Origin of the sequence: Bradyrhizobium liaoningense, from assembly GCF_018130825.1 — a bacterium.
In the GTDB taxonomy this organism is placed as follows: domain Bacteria; phylum Pseudomonadota; class Alphaproteobacteria; order Rhizobiales; family Xanthobacteraceae; genus Bradyrhizobium; species Bradyrhizobium liaoningense_B.
The window spans coordinates 1240673-1259614 of record NZ_JAFCJS010000001.1 but is presented as its reverse complement, the minus strand read 5'-3'; the positions used below and the strand labels follow the sequence as shown (position 1 = coordinate 1259614).

The following is an 18942-nucleotide window of genomic DNA, read 5'->3' as shown; positions in this document are numbered from 1 at the left end:
ATGAGAAAATGCGGACGGGAGGCCAAGCCTCCCGTCCGTTGCTTGCGTTAGTCCTTCCACGGATCGAACTCGCCTTCGCCGGCCATGGCGACGGCGAACGGCCGCAGCGTGTGCAGCACCCGCACGGTGCCGGCGTGCTGGGCGAGCACGTCGGGCAGGCGGCGATAGGCCATCGGGCTCTCGTCGAGGTCGGCACCGATCAAGGTGACGCCGCGCTCGTTGAGCCAGCGGTCCATCTCCGCGCGCGAGAAGCGGCGCTTTGCTTCCCTCCGTCCGAACATGCGGCCGGCGCCGTGCACGGTCGAGTAGAGCGAAGCCCGGGCTTCCGGACTGTCGACGCCTTCGAGAATGACGGCATCGTCGCCCATCGAGCCGCCGACGAATCCCTTCTGGCCGGGAAACGCCGGGGTCGCGCCCTTGCGCACCACCCACAGATCCTTGCCGCCGTGGGTCTCACGCCAGGCATAGTTGTGGTGGTTGTGCACGCTCTCGGTCACGCTGCCGCCGATGATCTGGCGGACGCGTTCGACCACCCACTCGCGGCCCGCATAGGCATAACGCCCGGCGAGCTGCATCGCCGCGATGTAGCGGCGGCCGAGCTCGGAGTCCTCGTCGACCACGGCGGGCGGGACGTTCATGCCGTCCTTGCCGCCGGCGGCCTTGAGGTAGCGCGTCGCGGAGGTGTGCCCGAGACCGCGGCTTCCGAAGTGGACGCCGATCCAGACAAAGCCTTCCTCGTCGCGCATGAGGTCGACATAGTGGTTGCCCGAGCCGACCGTGCCGAGCTGAGCCACCGCCTTCTGACGGTAGGCCTCCATGTCGCTCTCGCGCCAGGCGTCGCCGTCGTCGAACAGCTCGTGCTCGGCCCGCTCGGCGTTGGCACGGCCGACGCCGAACGAGATCACCTTGGCGACGTCGCGGATGATCGTGGGTGCGATCTCCGCAATGTCGTCGAAGCGGGTGTCGAGCCGGGCCGCCATGTTGCCGCAACCGATGTCGAAGCCGACGCCGGAGATGCTGATCTGCTTCTCATAGGCGATGACCCCGCCGACCGGCTGGGCGTAGCCGAGATGGCCGTCGGCGCAGATCACGCCGGATACGACGTTGCCGACCGCCATGCAGTTGCGCATCTGCGCGATGGTCGCCTCCTCGTGCGGGCCGAACACCTTCAGCGGCGCATTCTGGAAGCGGGCGTCCTGCGTTCGGAACTCGGCGATCGAGCTCGCGGTCGCATTGGCCTCGCGGGCAAGATGCTCCTTGCGCGCGGCATCCCGGTACGAGCACCAGGCCGGCTGGCCGCGTCCTTCGCCGACGCGCGAGTCGGGATCGACGCCGGCGGCAAGGCAAAGCTCGCGGGCGCGCTCCATGTAGGGATCGGATCGTCGCATGGTCCTGTGTCCTGCTTTCCAGTCCGCACGCACCTTAGCCGGCTTGCGCGGATCATTTCAGAAATTTCGGAGGCCCCGGGCGCGTCTCGCGTCCGGGGCCGTTGTCGTTGCGCATCAGTTCAGCGCGGTCTCCGACGCTGCGATCCACGCGACCACGGCCTCGGAGAAGCCGTTGACGCGGGTCCAGTCGCCGTGGCCGACACCGTGCTGATACGAGGCCACGTTCACCATGGTGCCGCGCGCCTTGGGCGCGGGCACGGCGTCGTGGCTCTGCTCATCGGTGAAGACGATCAGGCGATCGCCCTTGCGGTCGATCTCCGTCACAGCCTTGCCGAGATACGTCCCGCCATGGGCTTGCGAGTTGATGATCGCATCCCGCAGCGCGAAGCTGCGGCGGGGCGGGACCTTCACGACTTCATTGCTGAAGGTGAAGATCTCGACCTCGTCGCAGATCTCGCGGGCGAGAATGGCAAGGCCACACGCCGCCTCCGCGCGCGTCATTTCCGACTGCGCGGAGAGGGTTGCGAACATCGAGCCCGACACGTCGATCAGAAGCCGGGTGCGGCCCGGGAGCCGCACATGGTCCTTGACCGACTTGAGCATCGCAGCCTCGAGCTCGGGCTCGAAGTCCGGCGCATAGCGCGCCGCCGTGATGAAGCGATAGGGAAGGATACGATCCGTCCGCATCGCCTCGATCGCGCCTGCGATGGTCTCGCGCGGGACCTGCGCAGTCTGCATCAGCCGCAGATTGCGCAGCAGTGCCAGGCCGCCGAGCTTCTTCCCGGCGATGAGCCGCTCGAAGGTCTCGCGCTTGCTTTTGCCGGCCGAAAGCGAAACCTCCCAGGTGTCGGGGGAGACGAGCTCGCCGTCGACGAGCTGCTTCCACACCCTGGCCTGGTCGGCATCCCTAGGCTTGGCGTGCACCAGGAACAGCACGTCCCTGATCCGCACCGCGCCGTCGCGGTCCCACTTGGCGAGCTGGTAGGCGTCGAACTTGGTCAGCGCGCGGGCAAGGCCCTTCTTGACCTGCGCCGAGACCGGCTGGCGCTTGCGCTGCTGCATCGGCCCCAGCGCATCCGCCCAGTAGATCGCGAGCAGCTCCGTCATCTCGTCGGGCCGCTGGATCACCTGGGCGAGCGTGTCGGCAACGAGGGCGCGATGCTTCTCGCTCCGCGCCATCTCGCGGATGACGAGCAGCGGCGCGTGCCGCAGCTTCATCACCTCGCGTGCCTCGATCGCAAGCTGCGCGACGCGCTCCGGCGCGACCTTGGGCACGAGCGCCTTGATGCGGTCGGCGATGGAGACGCCGTCCTCGTAGAACTGGTCCTCCCACAGGAGGCAGTTCATCAGCGCGCGCTTCAGCTCCATCTCGGGCGTGAAGCGGGTTGCGCGCGCACCCTCACGCGTGAAGGCGCGAGCGATCTTGTTGAGCCTGACCATGACGGCCTCCTCTTGCGTTGACAGTGAGTTGGAAACAGGTGCCGGGGAACAAGCGAGGCTGATCGTGCTCTACCAACTGAGCTACGGACATGCGTCCGGGAGGGTTCGAACCTCCGACAGCGAAGTAACAGCGCTCTTCACCACCGGCGGTGGGGACGAGAAAGTCACGATCCGGGAACAGGCGATTGCTGAGATCCAGCGGGCAAAAGCCTGCCGGAAAGCGCTCTGGCCACTGAGCTACCGGTGCACAATACACCGGGCGGGCTTCGAACCCGCGACCTCTCGCGTGATAGGCGAAGTAACAGCGATCTTCACCACGGACCGTGATGGGGTTGGCGGGGAACGGGCGATGCTGTTGCTGCCCTTGTTGGGCAAACTGAGCTACGGCATTTCAGCCGGCGGGATTCGAGCCCGCAACCTCCGTTCTGGAAAGCCAGGACGGTGCTCTACCGAAGTAACAGTCATCTTCACCACCGCCAGGCGCCGTTCTTGCGAACGGATCCTGCGCCGGGCCGCGTGCAGGCCCTCTCGAGGCCCGCATCCCGGTGCGTGTGTCAAGGGCGGGATTCGAACCCACTTTACCGTGAGAAGTATCCGACATCTTCACCACCAGCGTCGGTTGAGCCGCGATCTTTGCGGCAAACCAACTTCAAGAAAATTCTATCGCGGCGCTGTCGACGCGCCGCTGTTTGCGAACCTACTGGGTTCGCTCTGCCATCGGTGTCCGGCTCATCGCCTCGTTCCCTCCGGCAGGCCCCGCGCGCTTGGGCACGCGCCTCTCCAGCGCGAGCCCCGAGATCCGGGTCTCTCGTTCCGGCGATTGCCGGGATGTTCGATGGGGCCGCGCGGAAGGCAACAAAAAACCCTCCGGAGCGGCAGGCTCGGGAGGGTCCGTGAGAAGCGGACTGTCGATCTTGCGGTCAGGCAAGATCGCTCCCATGAGCCGGGCATGCGACATCGATTGGCCGTAGGCCATTCGACAGTTGCGCAAATATTTCGTAGCGGTGCTTCATCACTGGGTTCATGGTTTTCGCAAACAGAAGTGCTCGCGAGGCGGCGGGACATACGCCTGCAACCTGCGGATGTCAAGCGAGGCGCGTGTGAAAATCGCAGAGCGAAAGGCGAGCGACGTGCCAAACTATCTCGGCCTCGACGGATTCCGCTTCGGCTGGGTCGCGGCCTGGATCGACGAGCGCGGCGATCACGGCTTCGACTATTCACCGGGCTTGATCCGCCTGCTCGCGATCCCGCACGCACGCGCGATGATCGACATGCCGATCGGATTGAAGGCGAGCGGCTATCGCGCCTGCGATCTGCGGGCGCGCGAACTCATCGGGCCTGCCGTGTTTCTCGGCGCGCGCCGTGACCTCTGGGCTTTCCCGGACATGGCTGCGGCCAATCGCCATTACTGGGAGCACGAAGGCAAGGGCAGGGGCGTGTCGGCGCAGCTCTGGAACATCAGGGACAAGATGAGAGAGGTCGACGACATCATGACGCCGGCGCGGCAGGCGGCGATCGGCGAAGCGCATCCGGAGTTGATCTTCTGGAATCTCGCGGGCCGCGTCCATCTCGCGAAGAAAACGTCGGCGCATGGTCGCGAGCAGCGCATCGCGCTGCTGGAGCAACGCGGCTTCACGCGTCTGCCGAAATGGTTGACGCTGCGTCACGGCACGGGCATCGGCCGCGACGATCTCATCGATGCCTGCGCCTGCGCGGTTGCGGCGCGCGACAGTACGCAGCGAGTCGGCGGGGAGGAGGTCGATCCGCGCGGATTGCGGATGGAGATCAATTTCTGAGGCTGATCAGCCCTCCCGATTGCCTTGTCGATTACCTTGGCCTTCGAGGTAGCAGCGACTATTGCGGCCCGGAGTCGAGGAGACGCTCTCGTCCAGTCTCGTTGCTCGCGCTTCATACTCGTCGGCCATCGCCCGCAACCGTTGCGCGGCTTCGCGATGAGCGAGCTCGTTCGCGACGCGGCGACAGCGTTCAGCGTGGTCGAGCAGGGCGCGCTTCTCGATGTTCATCCAGCGACAACGCGCGAAGGCGCCATTGGTCCCTGCGCGGGCCGCCGGAACAGCGCGATGGCTCCGCTGCGGAGTCTCGGGAAAAAATAGCAATATTTTCACGTCGCCTCGGAACGTGGGGCCCGAGCCGACGTTTACGCCAAGGCTGTCGAGGGACAAAATACCATGAACGACGTGTGCCAATTGGCGACTGCGATGCTTGCGATTGCGTTTACGGGCCTGCTGTTGATCACGGGTCAGCGGTTCATCGAGTATCGACTGCAGCATGAAGCCATGATCCCGATCGTGGCGATGGCAACGCTGCCGCGATAAGCGCGGGGTTCGCCGGGACGAATAGTGACTTGCGCGGTGCGGCATCTAGCCTAGATTGAGCACGCCTCAGTCCATGCACCAAAGGTCCCGATGTCCGATCTCTCCGTCTTCCCCATTACCAAGCGTTGGCCGGCCAAGAATCCCGAACTCCTCCAGCTCTATTCGTTGCCGACGCCGAACGGCGTCAAGGTCTCGATCATGCTGGAGGAGATCGGACTTCCTTACGAAGTCCATCTCGTCGATTTCGGCAAGGACGACCAGAAGACGCCGGAATTCCTCTCGCTCAATCCGAACGGCAAGATCCCGGCGATCCTCGATCCCAACGGTCCCGGGGGCAGGCCGCTGCCGCTGTTCGAGTCCGGAGCAATCCTGCAGTATCTCGCGGAGAAGACCGGCAAGCTGCTGCCGCAGCATGCTGCGCGCCGCTACCAGACCATCCAGTGGCTACATTTCCAGATGGGCGGCATCGGGCCGATGTTCGGCCAGGTCGGCTTCTTCCACAAATTCGCCGGCAAGGACTTTGAGGACAAGCGGCCGCGCGACCGCTACGTCGGCGAGTCCAAGCGACTGCTCGGCGTGATGGAGACGCATCTTTCCGGCCGGCAATGGTTCATGGATGACGACTACACCATCGCCGACATCTCCATGCTGGGCTGGGTGCGCAATCTCATCGGCTTCTACGGCGCGGGCGATCTCGTCGCGTTCAGCCAGTTCAAGTCGGTCGGTGCCTGGCTCGAGCGGGGACTTGCGCGTCCGGCGGTGCAGCGCGGGTTGAACATTCCGAAGCGGCCGTAAGCTCAGCTCAACGCCTTGTAGGTCATGTAGAGCGCCATCAGCGAGACGAGGGCGATCACGGCCCGGCGCAGCACCGATTTGCTGACGCCATTGGCCGCGCGCGCGCCGAGGTCGGTGCCGACCCAGAGGCCGGCCAAAATGCCTGTTATGGCCGGCCAGCCGACCACCAGCCCCTTGCTCCAGTAGATCGAGGCGGCCGGAATGCTGGTCGGGATCACCGAGAAGATCAGGCTGACGAGTTGCGCCTGATGCTGCGGCACGCGCAGGCCGGCGGCGAGGCCGACGGTGATCGCGAGGCCGCCGCCAATGCCCATGAAGCCGGAGGAAAATCCGGCCAGCGTGCCGATGAGAAATAGGGGGAGCCACGGCAATTCGGCGGGACCGTCGGCCTTGCTGCCGTCGTCCTTGCGGTCGCGGCGCAGCAGCAACATTGCGATCAGCGCGACGAGATAGACGACATAAGTCCATTGCAGAAACGCGTCGGAAACCGCGGCTGCGGCATAGCCGCCACCGGCGCCGCCGATGAGAAATCCAATGCCGATCCAGACGATCCACGGCAAGGGGCTGCGGTTGCCGCTCTGCCAGTAGCGGCGTGCGCCGGCAAGGCCCGTCGGCGGAATCTGCGTGATCAGGGACGTCCCCTGTGCGACGTGTTGTTCTGCCCCGAGCAGCAGCACGGAGAAGATGACGAGGCCGCCACCCGGGCTCGTGCCCGTGAAGCCCGATGCCAATCCTGCGACAAGACCGACGCCGGCGCCGGCGAGGAGTTCATACATCCAGGTCATCGTTCATGTTCTGGTTCGTCGCTTGGCGTCCGCCTTCGACGCGCGCAGGCCATCGATCACGCCATCGACGGCCGCCATGCAGGCCGCGACGTCAAAATCCTCGCCCCAGCATTTCTGCAGCACGAAGCCCTGGAAGATCGCGATCAGCACGCGCGCGACGGCCTCGGCTCCGATGTTGCGCCTGATGAGCCCATCGTGCTGGGCACGCTCGACCAGCGCCACGATCAACGCGCGCGGCATGTCGATGCCTTCGACGACGCTGCTGCGGACGCGGCGGTTGCGCAAGGCCTCGGCCCAGCCATGGATGCCGACACGGCGGCGGGCTTCGCCGGCGGGATCGGTGAGCCATTGCGCGTAGACGCGAACCAGCGCGTGAAGCCCTTCAATCGGATCGCCCGATCCCTGCGCGACCGAGTTGAGCACGGCCTCGCGGCGATGCCGGTCGTCGGCCAGCGCTTCGATCAGATCGTCCTTGCTCTGGAAGTAGAGATAGACCGCGCCGTGGCTGAGCCCCGATCGTTTCACGATGTCGGCCATGCCGGTCTGGTGAAAACCGTCTTCCGCGAAGCAGGCGAGGGCGGCCTCGAGGATCTGCTGCCGCCGGCCTTCGCGCTGCTTGTCGCTGATCTTGGGCATCGGCTGTCCCTAAATAGCTGACCGGTCGATCGTTTTAGTTGTTGGCAAGTAGTGGCTGCCTTCCCGGCCATTAAAATAAAAAACGATCAGTCAGTCATTTTTATTGCCAAAGAGGATTTTGGTCAAGTCCTGGTCGCCCGAGACGAGAAACAGGCGGGGATTATGCCGTTGCGACCGCGCCGGGCCGGAGCGGGGCCACGGTCCGCGGTCGCATTGCGGCTAGAACAGCCGTCCGCCGTTCGGCACGGGCTTGCTCGGCTGCACCAGCACGACCCTGCCGTCGGCATCGGGGAAGCCGAGCGTCAGCACCTCCGAGACAACGGGTCCGATCTGGCGCGGAGGAAAATTGACCACCGCAGCGACCTGTTGTCCCACCAGCGTCTCGAGCGGATGGTTCTCGGTGATCTGCGCCGAGCTCTTGCGTACGCCGATCGCAGGTCCGAAGTCGATCCAGAGACGCCAGGCCGGCTTGCGCGCCTCCGGGAACGGTTTGGCGTCGACGATGGTGCCGACGCGGATATCGACCGCGAGGAAGCTGTTGAAGTCAATGGTCGGCGAGGCGGCGGCCGCGGGATCATGGGTGACGTGCATAATGTGTCCGTTTTGCAGAGCAGGCTTCGTTTGCAATATTGTCGCGCGAAGCGGAGTTTCGTACAACGCCGCAGCCGAAGCATCACGCATGCGCAAGGAGTGGTCTTGCCCAACATCATCTACGGCATCAAGAACTGCGACACCATGAAGAAGGCGCGCACCTGGCTCGACGGTCATGGCGTGGCCTACGCGTTTCACGACTACAAGGCCGCCGGCGTCGAGAAGGACAAGCTCAAGCAGTGGAGCGACAAGGTCGGCTGGGAGACGCTGCTCAATCGCGCCGGCACGACCTTCAAGAAGCTCCCCGATCCCGACAAGGAAGGCCTCACCGAGAAGAAGGCGCTGGCGTTGATGCTGGCGCAGCCGTCGATGATCAAGCGGCCGGTGCTGGAAGTCGGCGGCAAGCTGCTGGTCGGCTTCAAGCCCGACATCTATGCCAAGGAAGTCAAGGCCAAGTAAGTCAGGCCAAGTAAGTCGGGCCAAGCAGGTCGGCTCTAGTTCAGCTCGACGGTCTCGGTGGCCTCGCCCGGCTGATCGGCGAACTCGACGACGTCCGCGGCCGCGATGCGGCCGGGAACGCGATGAAAGAGTTCGCGGTCGATCACGGCGGACAGTTTGGGACGCGGCAGCGCGTCATTTCCGCGCATCAGATTCCTGATCTCGAAGCCGCCGTCCTCGCAGAAGGTCTTGAGCGAGGCGATGACGTGACAGACCTTGCCGTCGGTCAGGAACGGCAGCAGCAGGCGTTCGTAGGCGACGACGCGCCCATAGATGTCGTCGACGTCGGCCACGCTGTAGACCGGAAGCCCGCGCGCGACGCATTCATGGTAGACGGGCATCACCAATGGCACGAGCCGCGGTCCGATATATTCATCGAGCGACACGCCCTTTCCGGTGTGCCCGTAGGCGCGCGAGATCCGCGTGCCTTCGCTCTGGATGATGAGGCGCGGGAGGGCAGCCGAATTGTCCACGGTATAATAGATGAGATCGGACAGCTCTTCCTCGAGTCGTGCCGGCTGGTACTCCCAGATCGCCGGTGCGAGCTGCTGCCGCGCATAAAGTCGCAGCCACGTGTTCAGCAGATCTCGCTGCCTGATCGACTTGACGATTGAGGGAGCGGCGCTTGCAAAATCCAAGACAATATTCCCGGCAGACATACCCGCAGCATGATGTCGTTTGCGGGGAAATTTTTGATGAAGGCTGGCGCGCGGGGCGAAAGACCGTTAACGACGACTTGATGGCCGGTGCTTTTGCGAACCGGGAGGCCGGGCAGGCACGACATCAAACGTCTCCGACTAAGGGAGCATTTGTATCCCAGCCGGAGGCCTGATCTGCTCAGCTTTCCGCCTTGCCTAACCCCCGTCACCTCCGGCATATTCCGCGCCCGGAGGCGGCGTTCCGGATGGGCTCCAAGACCTCCGGAATGCCGAAGCAACAAGGACAGCCACGCGCGACGGCGCGTTGCGCGGGCAGGGGGAAATCTGTTTGGCCGATGAGTTCATTCTCGAAACGGAAGGCTTGACCAAGGAGTTCGCGGGATTCTTCGCCGTCCGCGACGTTGCGCTCAAGGTTCGCCGTGGGAGCATTCATGCGTTGATCGGCCCGAACGGCGCCGGCAAGACGACCTGCTTCAATCTTCTGACCAAGTTCCTCAAACCGTCTGCCGGAAAGATCCTGTACAAGGGGCAGGATATCACCGCGATGGCGCCGGCCGACGTGGCGCGCATGGGACTGGTCCGTTCGTTCCAGATCTCGGCGGTATTTCCGCATCTCACCGCGCTTGAAAACGTCCGTGTCGCGCTTCAGCGCCAGCACGGCAGTTCCTTCGATTTCTGGCGCTCGAAATCGGTGCTCAACCGCTTCAACGATCGCGCGCGCGAGCTGCTGAACGATGTCGGCCTCAGCGAGTTTGCCAACACGCCCGCGGTCGAGATGCCCTATGGGCGCAAGCGTGCACTTGAGATCGCAACCACGCTCGCGCTCGACCCCGAGATGATGCTGCTGGACGAGCCGATGGCCGGCATGGGCCATGAGGACATCGACAAGATCGCGGCGCTGATCAAGCGCATCTCCGCGAAATACACCATCCTGATGGTCGAGCATAATTTGAGCGTCGTGGCCAATCTCTCCGACATCATCACCGTGCTGACGCGCGGGCAGGTGCTCGCGCAAGGTCATTACAGCGAGCTCACCAAGGACGAGCGCGTCAAGGAAGCTTATCTGGGAGCCGGTCATGCCTGACACTGCGATCGCCGAGGCTCCGGCAAGGGCTGCGACCGGCGGAAACATCCTCCAGATCCGCAACCTCGAAGCATGGTACGGCGAGTCCCACATCCTGCACGGGATCAACTTCGACGTGAATGCGGGCGAGGTGGTCACCCTGCTCGGGCGTAACGGCGCCGGCAAGACCACCACGCTGAAGTCGATCATGGGCATCATCGGCAAGCGTGCCGGCTCGGTGAAGTTCAACAACCAGGAGATCATTCGCGCCACCTCCGACAAGATCGCGCGGATGGGCATCGCGTTCTGCCCGGAAGAGCGGGGGATATTCGCCAGTCTCGACGTCCGCGAGAATTTGATGCTGCCGCCGGTCGTGCGCGAAGGCGGATTGCCGCTGGACCAGATCTTCGATCTGTTTCCGAACCTGAAGGAACGGCTCAACAGCCAGGGCACGAAGCTGTCCGGCGGCGAGCAGCAGATGCTCGCGATCGCACGCATCCTGCGCACCGGCGCTAGCTTCCTGATGCTGGACGAGCCGACCGAGGGCCTCGCGCCCGTCATCATCCAGCAGATCGGCCATACCATTGCGCGGCTGAAGAAGGAGGGCTTTACGATCCTCCTCGTCGAGCAGAACTTCCGCTTCGCATCCACCGTCGCCGATCGTTATTATGTGGTCGAGCACGGCAAGATCATTGACGGGTTTTCCAATTCGGAGCTTGCCGCCAACATGGACAAGCTCCACGCCTATCTCGGCGTCTAGAACTGCCACAGAGAAGACTTCAAAAAAGGAAAGTTGCATGAAGACCAGGTCGATCGCGTCATTGCTGCTGACCACCGCGCTCACCTTCGCCGCAGCAGGCGTCGCGTCCGCGCAGGACAAGACCGTGAAGATCGGCGCGTTGTCGGATCAATCCGGCCTGTACGCCGACCTCGGCGGCCCCGGCTCGACGCTCGCGGCGCAGATGGCGGTTGAAGATTCCGGCCTTGTCGCGAAGGGCTGGAAGATCGACATCATCTCCGGCGATCACCAGAACAAGCCGGACATCGGCACCGCGATCGCGCGGCAGTGGTTCGACGTCGACAAGGTCGACGTCATCGTCGACGTGCCGAATTCCGGCGTGGCGCTCGCCGTCAACAACGTCATCAAGGAAAAGAACGGCGTCTACATCAATTCGGGCGCTGCGACCTCGGACCTCACCAACGCGCAGTGCTCGCCCAACACCGTGCACTGGACCTACGACACCTACATGCTGGCCCACACCACGGGCCAGGCGCTGGTGAAGGCCGGCGGCGACAGCTGGTTCTTCCTGACCGCGGACTACGCCTTCGGTGCGGCGCTCGAGCGCGACACCACGGCCGTCGTCACCGCCAACGGCGGCAAGATCGTCGGCGGCGTCAAGCATCCGCTGAACACGCCGGACTTCTCGTCCTTCCTGCTTCAGGCGCAGGCCTCCAAGGCCAAGATCATCGGCCTCGCCAATGCCGGCGGCGATACCACCAACACGATCAAGCAGGCGGCCGAGTTCGGTATCGTCAAGGGCGGCCAGAAGCTTGCGGCGCTGCTGCTGTTCCTCACCGACGTCAAGGCGATCGGTCTGGAGACGGCGCAGGGCCTAAACTTCACCGAGACCTTCTACTGGGACATGGACGACAAGACCCGCGCCTTCTCCAAGCGGTTCTCCGCGAAGATGAAGAACAGCGCTCCGCCGACCATGGTGCAGGCGGGCGTCTATGCGGGCGTGCGCCACTATCTCAAGGCGCTGGAAGCCCTCGGCGGCAATCCTCATGACGGCGTCAAGATCGTCGAGAAGATGAAGTCGATGCCGACCGAGGACGATCTGTTCGGCAAGGGCGAGATCCAGCCCAACGGTCGCACCATCCACAACGCCTACCTGTTCGAGGTGAAGAAGCCCTCGGAGTCGAAGGGGCCGTGGGATTTCTACAAGCTGGTCGGCACGGTGTCGGGCGATCAGGCCTTCACGCCGCTGTCCGAAAGCAAGTGCGCGCTGTTGAAGAAGTAAGATAACCGCCCGCAGGCCAACGCGCCTGCGGGCGACTTTCAGGGAACGCCGAAGGGACCGGGTGCGGGATCGATGCAGGCTCTTTATGCTCAGCTACTGGTGGGACTGATCAACGGCTCGTTCTACGCGCTGCTCAGTCTCGGGCTTGCCGTCATCTTCGGCATGCTCAACATCATCAACTTCGCCCATGGCGCGCTCTACATGATGGGCGCCTTCGTCGCCTATTTCCTGCTGAACCTCGGCGGCATCAACTACTGGTGGGCGTTGCTGCTGGCGCCGATCATCGTCGGCATCTTCGGCATGATCCTGGAACGGACCATGCTGCAATGGCTGACCGGGCTCGACCATCTCTACGGCCTGCTCCTGACCTTCGGCATCGCGCTGATCGTGCAGGGCGTGTTCCAGAACTATTTCGGCTCCTCCGGCCTGCCTTACGCCATTCCGGATCAGCTCAAGGGCGGCATGAATCTCGGCTTCATGTTCCTGCCGATCTATCGCGGCTGGGTCGTCGTGTTCTCGCTGGTGGTATGTCTTGCCACCTGGTTCCTGATCGAGAAGACGCAGTTAGGTGCTTACCTGCGCGCCGCCACCGAAAACCCGACACTGGTGCGTGCCTTCGGCATCAACGTGCCGCGCATGATCACGCTGACTTACGGGCTCGGCGTCGGCCTTGCCGCGCTCGCCGGCGTGCTCTCGGCGCCGATCAACCAGGTGCGCCCGCTGATGGGCGCCGACCTCATCATCGTCGTGTTCGCCGTCGTCGTGATCGGCGGCATGGGATCGATCATGGGCTCCATCATCACGGGCTTCGCGCTCGGGGTGATCGAGGGCCTGACCAAGTATTTCTACCCCGAGGCCTCCAACACCGTCGTGTTCGTGCTGATGGTGCTGGTGCTGCTGGTGAAGCCAACGGGATTGACGGGAAGGGCGGCCTGATATGACAACCCTGACGGACGATACGCTGCCTGCAAGCCCGCGTGCGGTACGTGACGAGATGATCGTATTCGTGGTGATGGCGCTGCTGCTGGCGGCGGTGCCATTCACGGGGGTCTATCCGTTCTTCGTGATGCAGGCGCTGTGCTTTGCGCTGCTCGCCTGCGCCTTCAATCTTCTGATCGGCTATGGCGGCCTCCTGTCGTTCGGCCACGCGATGTTCTTGGGGACCGCGGGCTATTGCAGCGCGCATGCGCTGAAGGTGTGGGCGCTGCCGCCGGAACTGGGCATCCTCGTCGGTATCGCCGCGGCCTTCGTGCTCTCGATCATCACCGGCTACATCTCGATCCGCCGCCAGGGCATCTATTTCTCGATGATCACGCTGGCGCTGTCGCAGTTGCTGTACTTCATCTACCTCCAGGCACCGTTCACCCATGGCGAGGACGGCATCCAGGGCATTCCGCAGGGACGCATGTTCGGCGTCCTCGATCTCTCCAAGCCGACGGTTCTGTATTACGTCGTGCTGGTCGGCTTCCTCGCCGGCTTCCTGCTGATCTTCCGCATCATCAATTCGCCGTTCGGCGAGGTCCTGAAGTCGATCCGCGAGAACGAGCAGCGCGCCATCTCGCTGGGCTACCGGACCGACCAGTACAAGTTCCTGGCCTTCGTCCTGTCGGGCACGCTTGCCGGCTTCGCGGGCGCGCTGAAGGTGTTCGTGGCCCAGAATGCCTCGCTCACCGACGTGCACTGGTCGATGTCGGGCGAGGTCGTGCTGATGACGCTGGTCGGCGGTCTCGGCACCATCTTCGGCCCCGTGGTCGGCGCCTTCGCGATCATCGCCATGCAGCAATATCTGGCGAGCTTCGGCCAGTGGGTGACGGTGATCCAGGGCTCGATCTTCGTGATCTGCGTGCTCACCTTCCGCCGCGGCGTCATCGGTGAAATCGCGCATTACTTCAGGCGCTCGCTCTAAGCGATTGATTTGACGTAAGATTAACCGCCTCCCGAAAGCGGTGGATGATCCGGCTCCGCGGGCGTGAGATGACACGCGCGCGGATCGGAAATGGTCTATGACAGTTTCATGACGGCCCATCCGGGCCGGGCCATTTCCAACCGGTAGCCTATCCCCATGATGCGATGGTTTCGCGCGTTCCTGCCCAAGGAAGAACGGTTCTTCGACCTGTTCGACCGCCATGCCCAGACTGTGATCCAGGGCGCGATCGCGCTTCAGGGCGTGCTCAACGGGGGCGAGGAGACGCCGGTCTATTGCCAGCGCGTCAACCAGTTCGAGAACGATGCCGACAACATCACCCGCGAGGTGCTGACGGCGGTGCGCCGCACCTTCATCACCCCGTTCGATCGCGGCGACATCAAGAACCTCATCACCTCGATGGACGATGCCATCGACCAGATGCAGCAGACGGCCAAGGCCGTGATGCTGTTCGAGGTCCGCACTTTCGAGCCGCCGATGCGGGAGATCGGCGCCCTTCTGATCGAATGCGCCAATCTGGTCGGCCGCGCGCTGCCGCTGATGCAGTCGATCGGCCCGAACGTCGCCATGCTGACCGCGATCACGGAAGAGCTGACCAAGCTCGAGGGGCGGGTCGACGATCTCCACGACATCGGGCTGAAGGAGCTGTTCCTGAAGCACCGCGAGGGCAACGCGATGGATTTCATCGTCGGCGTCGAGATCTACGATCACCTCGAGAAGGTGGCCGACCGCTTCGATGACGTCGCGAACGAGATCAACAGCATCGTCATCGAGCAGGTGTAGCGCATGATCCGGAAAAGTGTGCAGCGGTTTTCCGCTCAGATCATGCGCAAGCTTTAAGGCAGGGGCCTCGCCGTGGATGCTGCGTTGGGCTTTCCCGTCCTGGTCGGCTTGATCGCCGTCGCGCTGCTGTTCGACTTCCTGAACGGCCTGCACGATGCCGCCAATTCGATCGCGACCATCGTCTCGACCCGCGTGCTGCGGCCGCAATTTGCGGTGTTCTGGGCCGCGTTCTTCAATTTCGTCGCCTTCATGGTGTTCGGGCTGCACGTCGCCCAGACCATCGGCACCGGCATCATCGATCCCTCGATCGTCGATGCCCAGGTGATCTTCGCGGCCCTGGTCGGTGCCATCGTCTGGAACCTCGTGACCTGGGCGCTCGGCATTCCCTCTTCGTCCTCGCATGCGCTGATCGGCGGCCTCGTCGGCGGCGGCATGGCCAAGGCGGGAATTTCGGCGGCGGTGTGGAGCGGTCTGTCCAAGACGGTGCTGGCGATCGTGCTGTCGCCGCTGGTCGGCTTTCTGCTCGCGATGATGCTGGTTGCGATCGTGTCCTGGGCCTCGGTGCGCTCGACGCCCTTTGCCGTAGATCGCGCCTTCCGCATCCTGCAATTCGCCTCCGCCTCGCTCTATTCGCTCGGCCATGGCGGCAACGACGCGCAGAAGACCATGGGCATCATCGCCGTGCTGCTGTACTCGCAGGGCCATCTCGGCAGCGAGTTCTCGGTGCCATTCTGGGTGGTGCTGTCCTGCCAGGCGGCGATGGCGCTGGGCACGCTGATGGGCGGCTGGCGCATCGTCCGCACCATGGGCCTGCGCATCACCAAGCTGACGCCGATGCAGGGTTTTTGCGCCGAAACGGGAGGCGCGGCGACCCTGTTCATGGCGACCTTCCTCGGGGTTCCCGTCTCGACCACCCACACCATCACCGGCGCCATCGTCGGCGTCGGCGCGGCCCGCCGCGTCTCGGCGGTGCGCTGGAACGTCGCAAGCTCGATCGTCTATGCCTGGGTGATCACCATCCCGGCCTCCGCGGTCGTGGCTGCGCTGACCTGGTGGGCGGTCAAGATCTTCGTCAGGTGACGAGCTTCAGCCCGACGATGCCGGCGACGATCAGTCCGATGCTGGCGAGGCGAAAGGCCGTGGCCGGCTCCCCGAACAGGACGATGCCAAGCGTCGCGGTGCCGACCGCGCCGATCCCGGTCCAGACCGCATAGGCGGTCCCGACCGGCAGCGATTTGAGCGCGAACCCAAGCAGGATGACGCTGCCGGCCATCGCCGCGAGCGTGATGACGGAGGGAACAAGCCTGCTGAAACCCTCGGTGTATTTCAGGCCAATCGCCCAGGTGATCTCGAGAAGACCGGCGACGAACAGGATGCTCCAGGCCATGACGACCCTCCATTCACGGCAGGGTCGTCCCCGCGGCTGATATGCTGGTGGGAAAGGAGGGCCGTCCCTCCCAAACGGCGATATGGGGCTGGCCGGAGGGCTCCGCAATCACCAAATCAGGCTTGATCCAGCCCATTTTCCCTGCCAAACGCTCCCGCCATGTCCGACATCGCCACCACCGCAGCCGAATCGCCGGCCCGTTCCCCGCTTGCCACCGAGGTGGCGCGACGGCGGACCTTTGCGATCATCTCCCACCCCGACGCCGGCAAGACCACGCTGACCGAAAAGCTGCTTCTGTTCGGCGGCGCCATCAACCTCGCCGGTCAGGTCAAGGCCAAGGGCGAGCGGCGCAACACGCGTTCGGACTGGATGAAGATCGAGCGCGAGCGCGGCATCTCGGTCGTGACCTCGGTCATGACCTTCGAGTTCGAAGGTCTCGTGTTCAACCTGCTGGACACGCCGGGCCACGAGGACTTTTCGGAAGACACTTATCGCACGCTCACCGCGGTCGATTCCGCCGTGATGGTGATCGACGCCGCCAAGGGCATCGAGGCGCGCACGCGGAAGCTGTTCGAGGTGTGCCGTCTGCGCGACATCCCGATCATCACCTTCATCAACAAGATGGACCGCGAGAGCCGGGACGTGTTCGAGCTGCTCGACGAGATCGAGAAGACGCTGGCGCTCGACACCACGCCGATGACCTGGCCGGTCGGCCGCGGCCGCGACTTCCTCGGCACCTACGACGTCGTCAATGGCGGCGTGCGCCTGCTCGAGGGTGGCGGCGCCAAGACGGGCGCTGCGCAGCAGATCGAGATCGCCGAACTCGCCAAGCTCAACGCCAATCTCGACGTCTCCGCGGTGAAGGACGAGCTCGAACTCGTCACTGAGGCCTCGAAACCGTTCGAGCTCGGCGCCTTCCGCGAAGGCCATCTGACGCCGGTCTATTTCGGCAGCGCGCTGCGCAATTTCGGCGTCGGCGATCTCCTCGAAGGTCTCGGCAAGTTCGCGCCCGAGCCGCGCGCGCAAGAGAGCGACCAGCGCAAGGTCGAGGCCACCGATCCGCGCATGAGCGCCTTCGTGTTCAAGATCCAGGCCAACATGGATCCGAACCACCGCGACCGCATCGCCTTTGCGCGCCTGTGCTCGGGCAAGCTCAGCCGCGGCATGAAGGCCAAGCTGGTGCGCACCGGCAAGAGCATGCCGCTGTCGAGCCCGCAGTTCTTCTTCGCGCAGGATCGTTCGGTTGCGGACGAAGCCTTCGCCGGCGACGTCGTCGGCATTCCCAACCATGGCACGCTGCGCATCGGCGACACGCTGACCGAGGGCGAGGATTTCACTTTCGTCGGCGTGCCGAGCTTCGCGCCGGAAATCGTCCGCCGCGTCCGTCTCACTGACGCGATGAAGGCGAAGAAGCTGAAGGAAGCGCTGCAGCAGATGTCGGAAGAGGGCGTGGTGCAGGTGTTCCGTCCGCGCGACGGCGCTCCGGCGCTGGTCGGCGTCGTCGGCGCGCTGCAGCTCGACGTGCTGAAGGCGCGGCTGGAGGCCGAATATTCGCTGCCGGTCGAGTTCGAGGTCAGCGAGTTCCAGCTCGCGCGCTGGGTCTCCTCGGAGGACCGCAAGAAGCTCGACACTTTTATTGCCGCCAACACCTCGAGCATCGCCGACGACGTCGACGGCGATCCCGTGTATCTGGCGCGGAACGAGTTCTATCTCGGCTACACCAGGGAACGCGCCGAGGGCATCGAGTTCGCCAACGTCAAGGACGTCAAGAAGAAGGGGTAGGGGCGTTCGTTCTGCCCACCGCCGCGCAGGCCACACACTGCGCAGCCACACCCTCCGCTGTCATGCCCCGGCTTGACCGGGGCATCCAGTACGCCGCAGCCCATCGATTCAATCACTGCCGTCTCGGAGTACTGGGTCGCCCGGTCAAGCCGGGCGACGACAGTGTGCCTGAACGCAAGCATGTGAACGATCGCAGGCTTGACGTCATCGGGAGCAATGCCACGTTTCAGCTATGTGACCCTGCGAGTTCGCATCATGTGGCGCGGCATCCTCGTTTTCCTTCTGCTGGCAATATCAACCGCGGCCGCCGACGCGCAGCGCCGCCAGATCAATCCGATTCCGTTTTCGCACGAGCCGTGCAGCGTGCTCGACTATCGGCCCTGCACGCCGTACTATTGCAGTCCGCTCGAGCCCGGCCCCTGTATTCCCGAGATCGATTACCCCTATGGGCAAAATCTCCAGCTGACGATCGAGAGCGTGCCGTCCGAGGCCGATCGCGCCAAATACCGGAAGCCGGATCACGATCTCGACACGATCGGCGACCTCTTCGCCGAGTTGCGCACCTGCTGGTCGCCGCCGTCGGACAATGCGCGGGCGGGCATGCAGATGGCGGTGCGCTTCAGCTTCAACAAGGCGGGCGGCCTGATCGGGCCGCCGCGATTGACCTTTGCGACCGCGGGCGTGCCGGCAGATATCCGAACCACCTATCTCAACGCGATCAATTCATCGCTGAAAGCCTGCCTGCCGCTGAAATTCACCAGCGGTCTCGGCGGCGCGTTGGCGGGGCGGCCGATCGCGATCCGCTATGTCGATAACCGGCAGATCGGTCAGTAGCGCATCAGTTGCGAGCGGCA

Annotated in this window: 20 protein-coding genes; 12 read left to right on the top strand and 8 right to left on the bottom strand. The window is 64.1% G+C overall.

Annotated elements, in window-relative coordinates:
* Positions 1-47: 47 nt before the first annotated feature.
* Entirely contained in the window at positions 48-1388 is a 1341-nt protein-coding gene (locus tag JQ603_RS06170; protein ID WP_212337379.1) for an RtcB family protein, read from the bottom strand.
* A 114-nt stretch (positions 1389-1502) separates the two neighbouring features.
* Complete coding sequence (locus tag JQ603_RS06165) at positions 1503-2828, bottom strand: TROVE domain-containing protein (protein WP_212337377.1); 1326 nt, start codon at positions 2826-2828, stop codon at positions 1503-1505.
* 1130 nt (positions 2829-3958) lie between these two features.
* On the opposite strand from JQ603_RS06165, the gene JQ603_RS06160 reads away from it, so the two are divergent.
* The gene (locus tag JQ603_RS06160; RefSeq protein ID WP_212337375.1) at positions 3959-4624 is read left to right on the top strand and encodes a DUF429 domain-containing protein; all 666 of its coding nucleotides are present in this window, start codon (positions 3959-3961) and stop codon (positions 4622-4624) included.
* A 6-nt stretch (positions 4625-4630) separates the two neighbouring features.
* Here the strand turns inward: JQ603_RS06160 and JQ603_RS06155 are convergent, their stop codons facing one another.
* On the bottom strand, positions 4631-5119 hold the full coding sequence (locus JQ603_RS06155) for a hypothetical protein (protein WP_212337373.1): 489 nt from the start codon (positions 5117-5119) through the stop codon (positions 4631-4633).
* A gap of 135 nt (positions 5120-5254) precedes the next feature.
* Here JQ603_RS06155 and JQ603_RS06150 point away from each other — a divergent pair, with 135 nt between their 5' ends.
* Complete coding sequence (locus JQ603_RS06150) at positions 5255-5959, top strand: glutathione S-transferase family protein (RefSeq protein ID WP_212337371.1); 705 nt, start codon at positions 5255-5257, stop codon at positions 5957-5959.
* A 2-nt stretch (positions 5960-5961) separates the two neighbouring features.
* On the opposite strand, the gene JQ603_RS06145 is transcribed toward JQ603_RS06150, so the two are convergent.
* The 3 genes from JQ603_RS06145 to JQ603_RS06135 all read right to left on the bottom strand — a co-directional run bounded on the left by JQ603_RS06145 (position 5962) and on the right by JQ603_RS06135 (position 7971).
* Positions 5962-6744 (bottom strand): sulfite exporter TauE/SafE family protein, encoded by a 783-nt coding sequence (locus tag JQ603_RS06145; protein ID WP_212337369.1) that lies wholly within the window; start codon positions 6742-6744, stop codon positions 5962-5964.
* 3 nt (positions 6745-6747) lie between these two features.
* The gene (locus JQ603_RS06140) at positions 6748-7380 is read right to left on the bottom strand and encodes a TetR/AcrR family transcriptional regulator (protein WP_212337367.1); all 633 of its coding nucleotides are present in this window, start codon (positions 7378-7380) and stop codon (positions 6748-6750) included.
* A gap of 219 nt (positions 7381-7599) precedes the next feature.
* Positions 7600-7971 (bottom strand): tRNA-binding protein, encoded by a 372-nt coding sequence (locus tag JQ603_RS06135; protein WP_212337365.1) that lies wholly within the window; start codon positions 7969-7971, stop codon positions 7600-7602.
* Between the two features lie 105 nt (positions 7972-8076).
* On the opposite strand from JQ603_RS06135, the gene JQ603_RS06130 reads away from it, so the two are divergent.
* Entirely contained in the window at positions 8077-8430 is a 354-nt protein-coding gene (locus JQ603_RS06130; RefSeq protein WP_212337363.1) for an ArsC family reductase, read from the top strand.
* 35 nt (positions 8431-8465) lie between these two features.
* Here the strand turns inward: JQ603_RS06130 and JQ603_RS06125 are convergent, their stop codons facing one another.
* On the bottom strand, positions 8466-9128 hold the full coding sequence (locus tag JQ603_RS06125; protein WP_212337362.1) for a hypothetical protein: 663 nt from the start codon (positions 9126-9128) through the stop codon (positions 8466-8468).
* Between the two features lie 328 nt (positions 9129-9456).
* Between JQ603_RS06125 and JQ603_RS06120 the strand changes: the two genes are divergently transcribed.
* The 7 genes from JQ603_RS06120 (at position 9457) to JQ603_RS06090 (ending at position 15999) form a co-directional block, all read left to right on the top strand.
* Entirely contained in the window at positions 9457-10212 is a 756-nt protein-coding gene (locus JQ603_RS06120; protein WP_008551999.1) for an ABC transporter ATP-binding protein, read from the top strand.
* On the top strand, positions 10205-10951 hold the full coding sequence (locus tag JQ603_RS06115) for an ABC transporter ATP-binding protein (protein ID WP_212337360.1): 747 nt from the start codon (positions 10205-10207) through the stop codon (positions 10949-10951). Before JQ603_RS06120 ends, JQ603_RS06115 begins: the two co-directional genes overlap by 8 nt.
* Positions 10952-10988: 37 nt before the next feature.
* Positions 10989-12212: an ABC transporter substrate-binding protein gene (locus JQ603_RS06110; RefSeq protein ID WP_212337358.1), complete on the top strand. Its 1224-nt coding sequence runs from the start codon at positions 10989-10991 to the stop codon at positions 12210-12212.
* A 72-nt stretch (positions 12213-12284) separates the two neighbouring features.
* Entirely contained in the window at positions 12285-13148 is an 864-nt protein-coding gene (locus JQ603_RS06105) for a branched-chain amino acid ABC transporter permease (RefSeq protein ID WP_008551982.1), read from the top strand.
* Position 13149: 1 nt separating this feature from the next.
* Positions 13150-14118: a branched-chain amino acid ABC transporter permease gene (locus JQ603_RS06100; RefSeq protein ID WP_212337356.1), complete on the top strand. Its 969-nt coding sequence runs from the start codon at positions 13150-13152 to the stop codon at positions 14116-14118.
* Between the two features lie 156 nt (positions 14119-14274).
* The gene (locus tag JQ603_RS06095; protein WP_212337354.1) at positions 14275-14919 is read left to right on the top strand and encodes a DUF47 domain-containing protein; all 645 of its coding nucleotides are present in this window, start codon (positions 14275-14277) and stop codon (positions 14917-14919) included.
* A 72-nt stretch (positions 14920-14991) separates the two neighbouring features.
* The gene (locus JQ603_RS06090; protein ID WP_212337352.1) at positions 14992-15999 is read left to right on the top strand and encodes an inorganic phosphate transporter; all 1008 of its coding nucleotides are present in this window, start codon (positions 14992-14994) and stop codon (positions 15997-15999) included.
* On the opposite strand, the gene sugE is transcribed toward JQ603_RS06090, so the two are convergent.
* Positions 15992-16306, bottom strand: coding sequence for a quaternary ammonium compound efflux SMR transporter SugE (gene sugE, locus JQ603_RS06085; RefSeq protein ID WP_212337350.1), 315 nt, complete (start codon positions 16304-16306; stop codon positions 15992-15994). The genes JQ603_RS06090 and sugE overlap by 8 nt on opposite strands.
* Before the next feature lie 159 nt (positions 16307-16465).
* On the opposite strand from sugE, the gene JQ603_RS06080 reads away from it, so the two are divergent.
* Positions 16466-18088 (top strand): peptide chain release factor 3, encoded by a 1623-nt coding sequence (locus tag JQ603_RS06080; protein ID WP_212337348.1) that lies wholly within the window; start codon positions 16466-16468, stop codon positions 18086-18088.
* 255 nt (positions 18089-18343) lie between these two features.
* Positions 18344-18922, top strand: a complete 579-nt coding sequence (locus JQ603_RS06075; RefSeq protein ID WP_212337346.1) for a hypothetical protein — start codon at positions 18344-18346, stop codon at positions 18920-18922.
* Positions 18923-18942 lie beyond the last annotated feature (20 nt).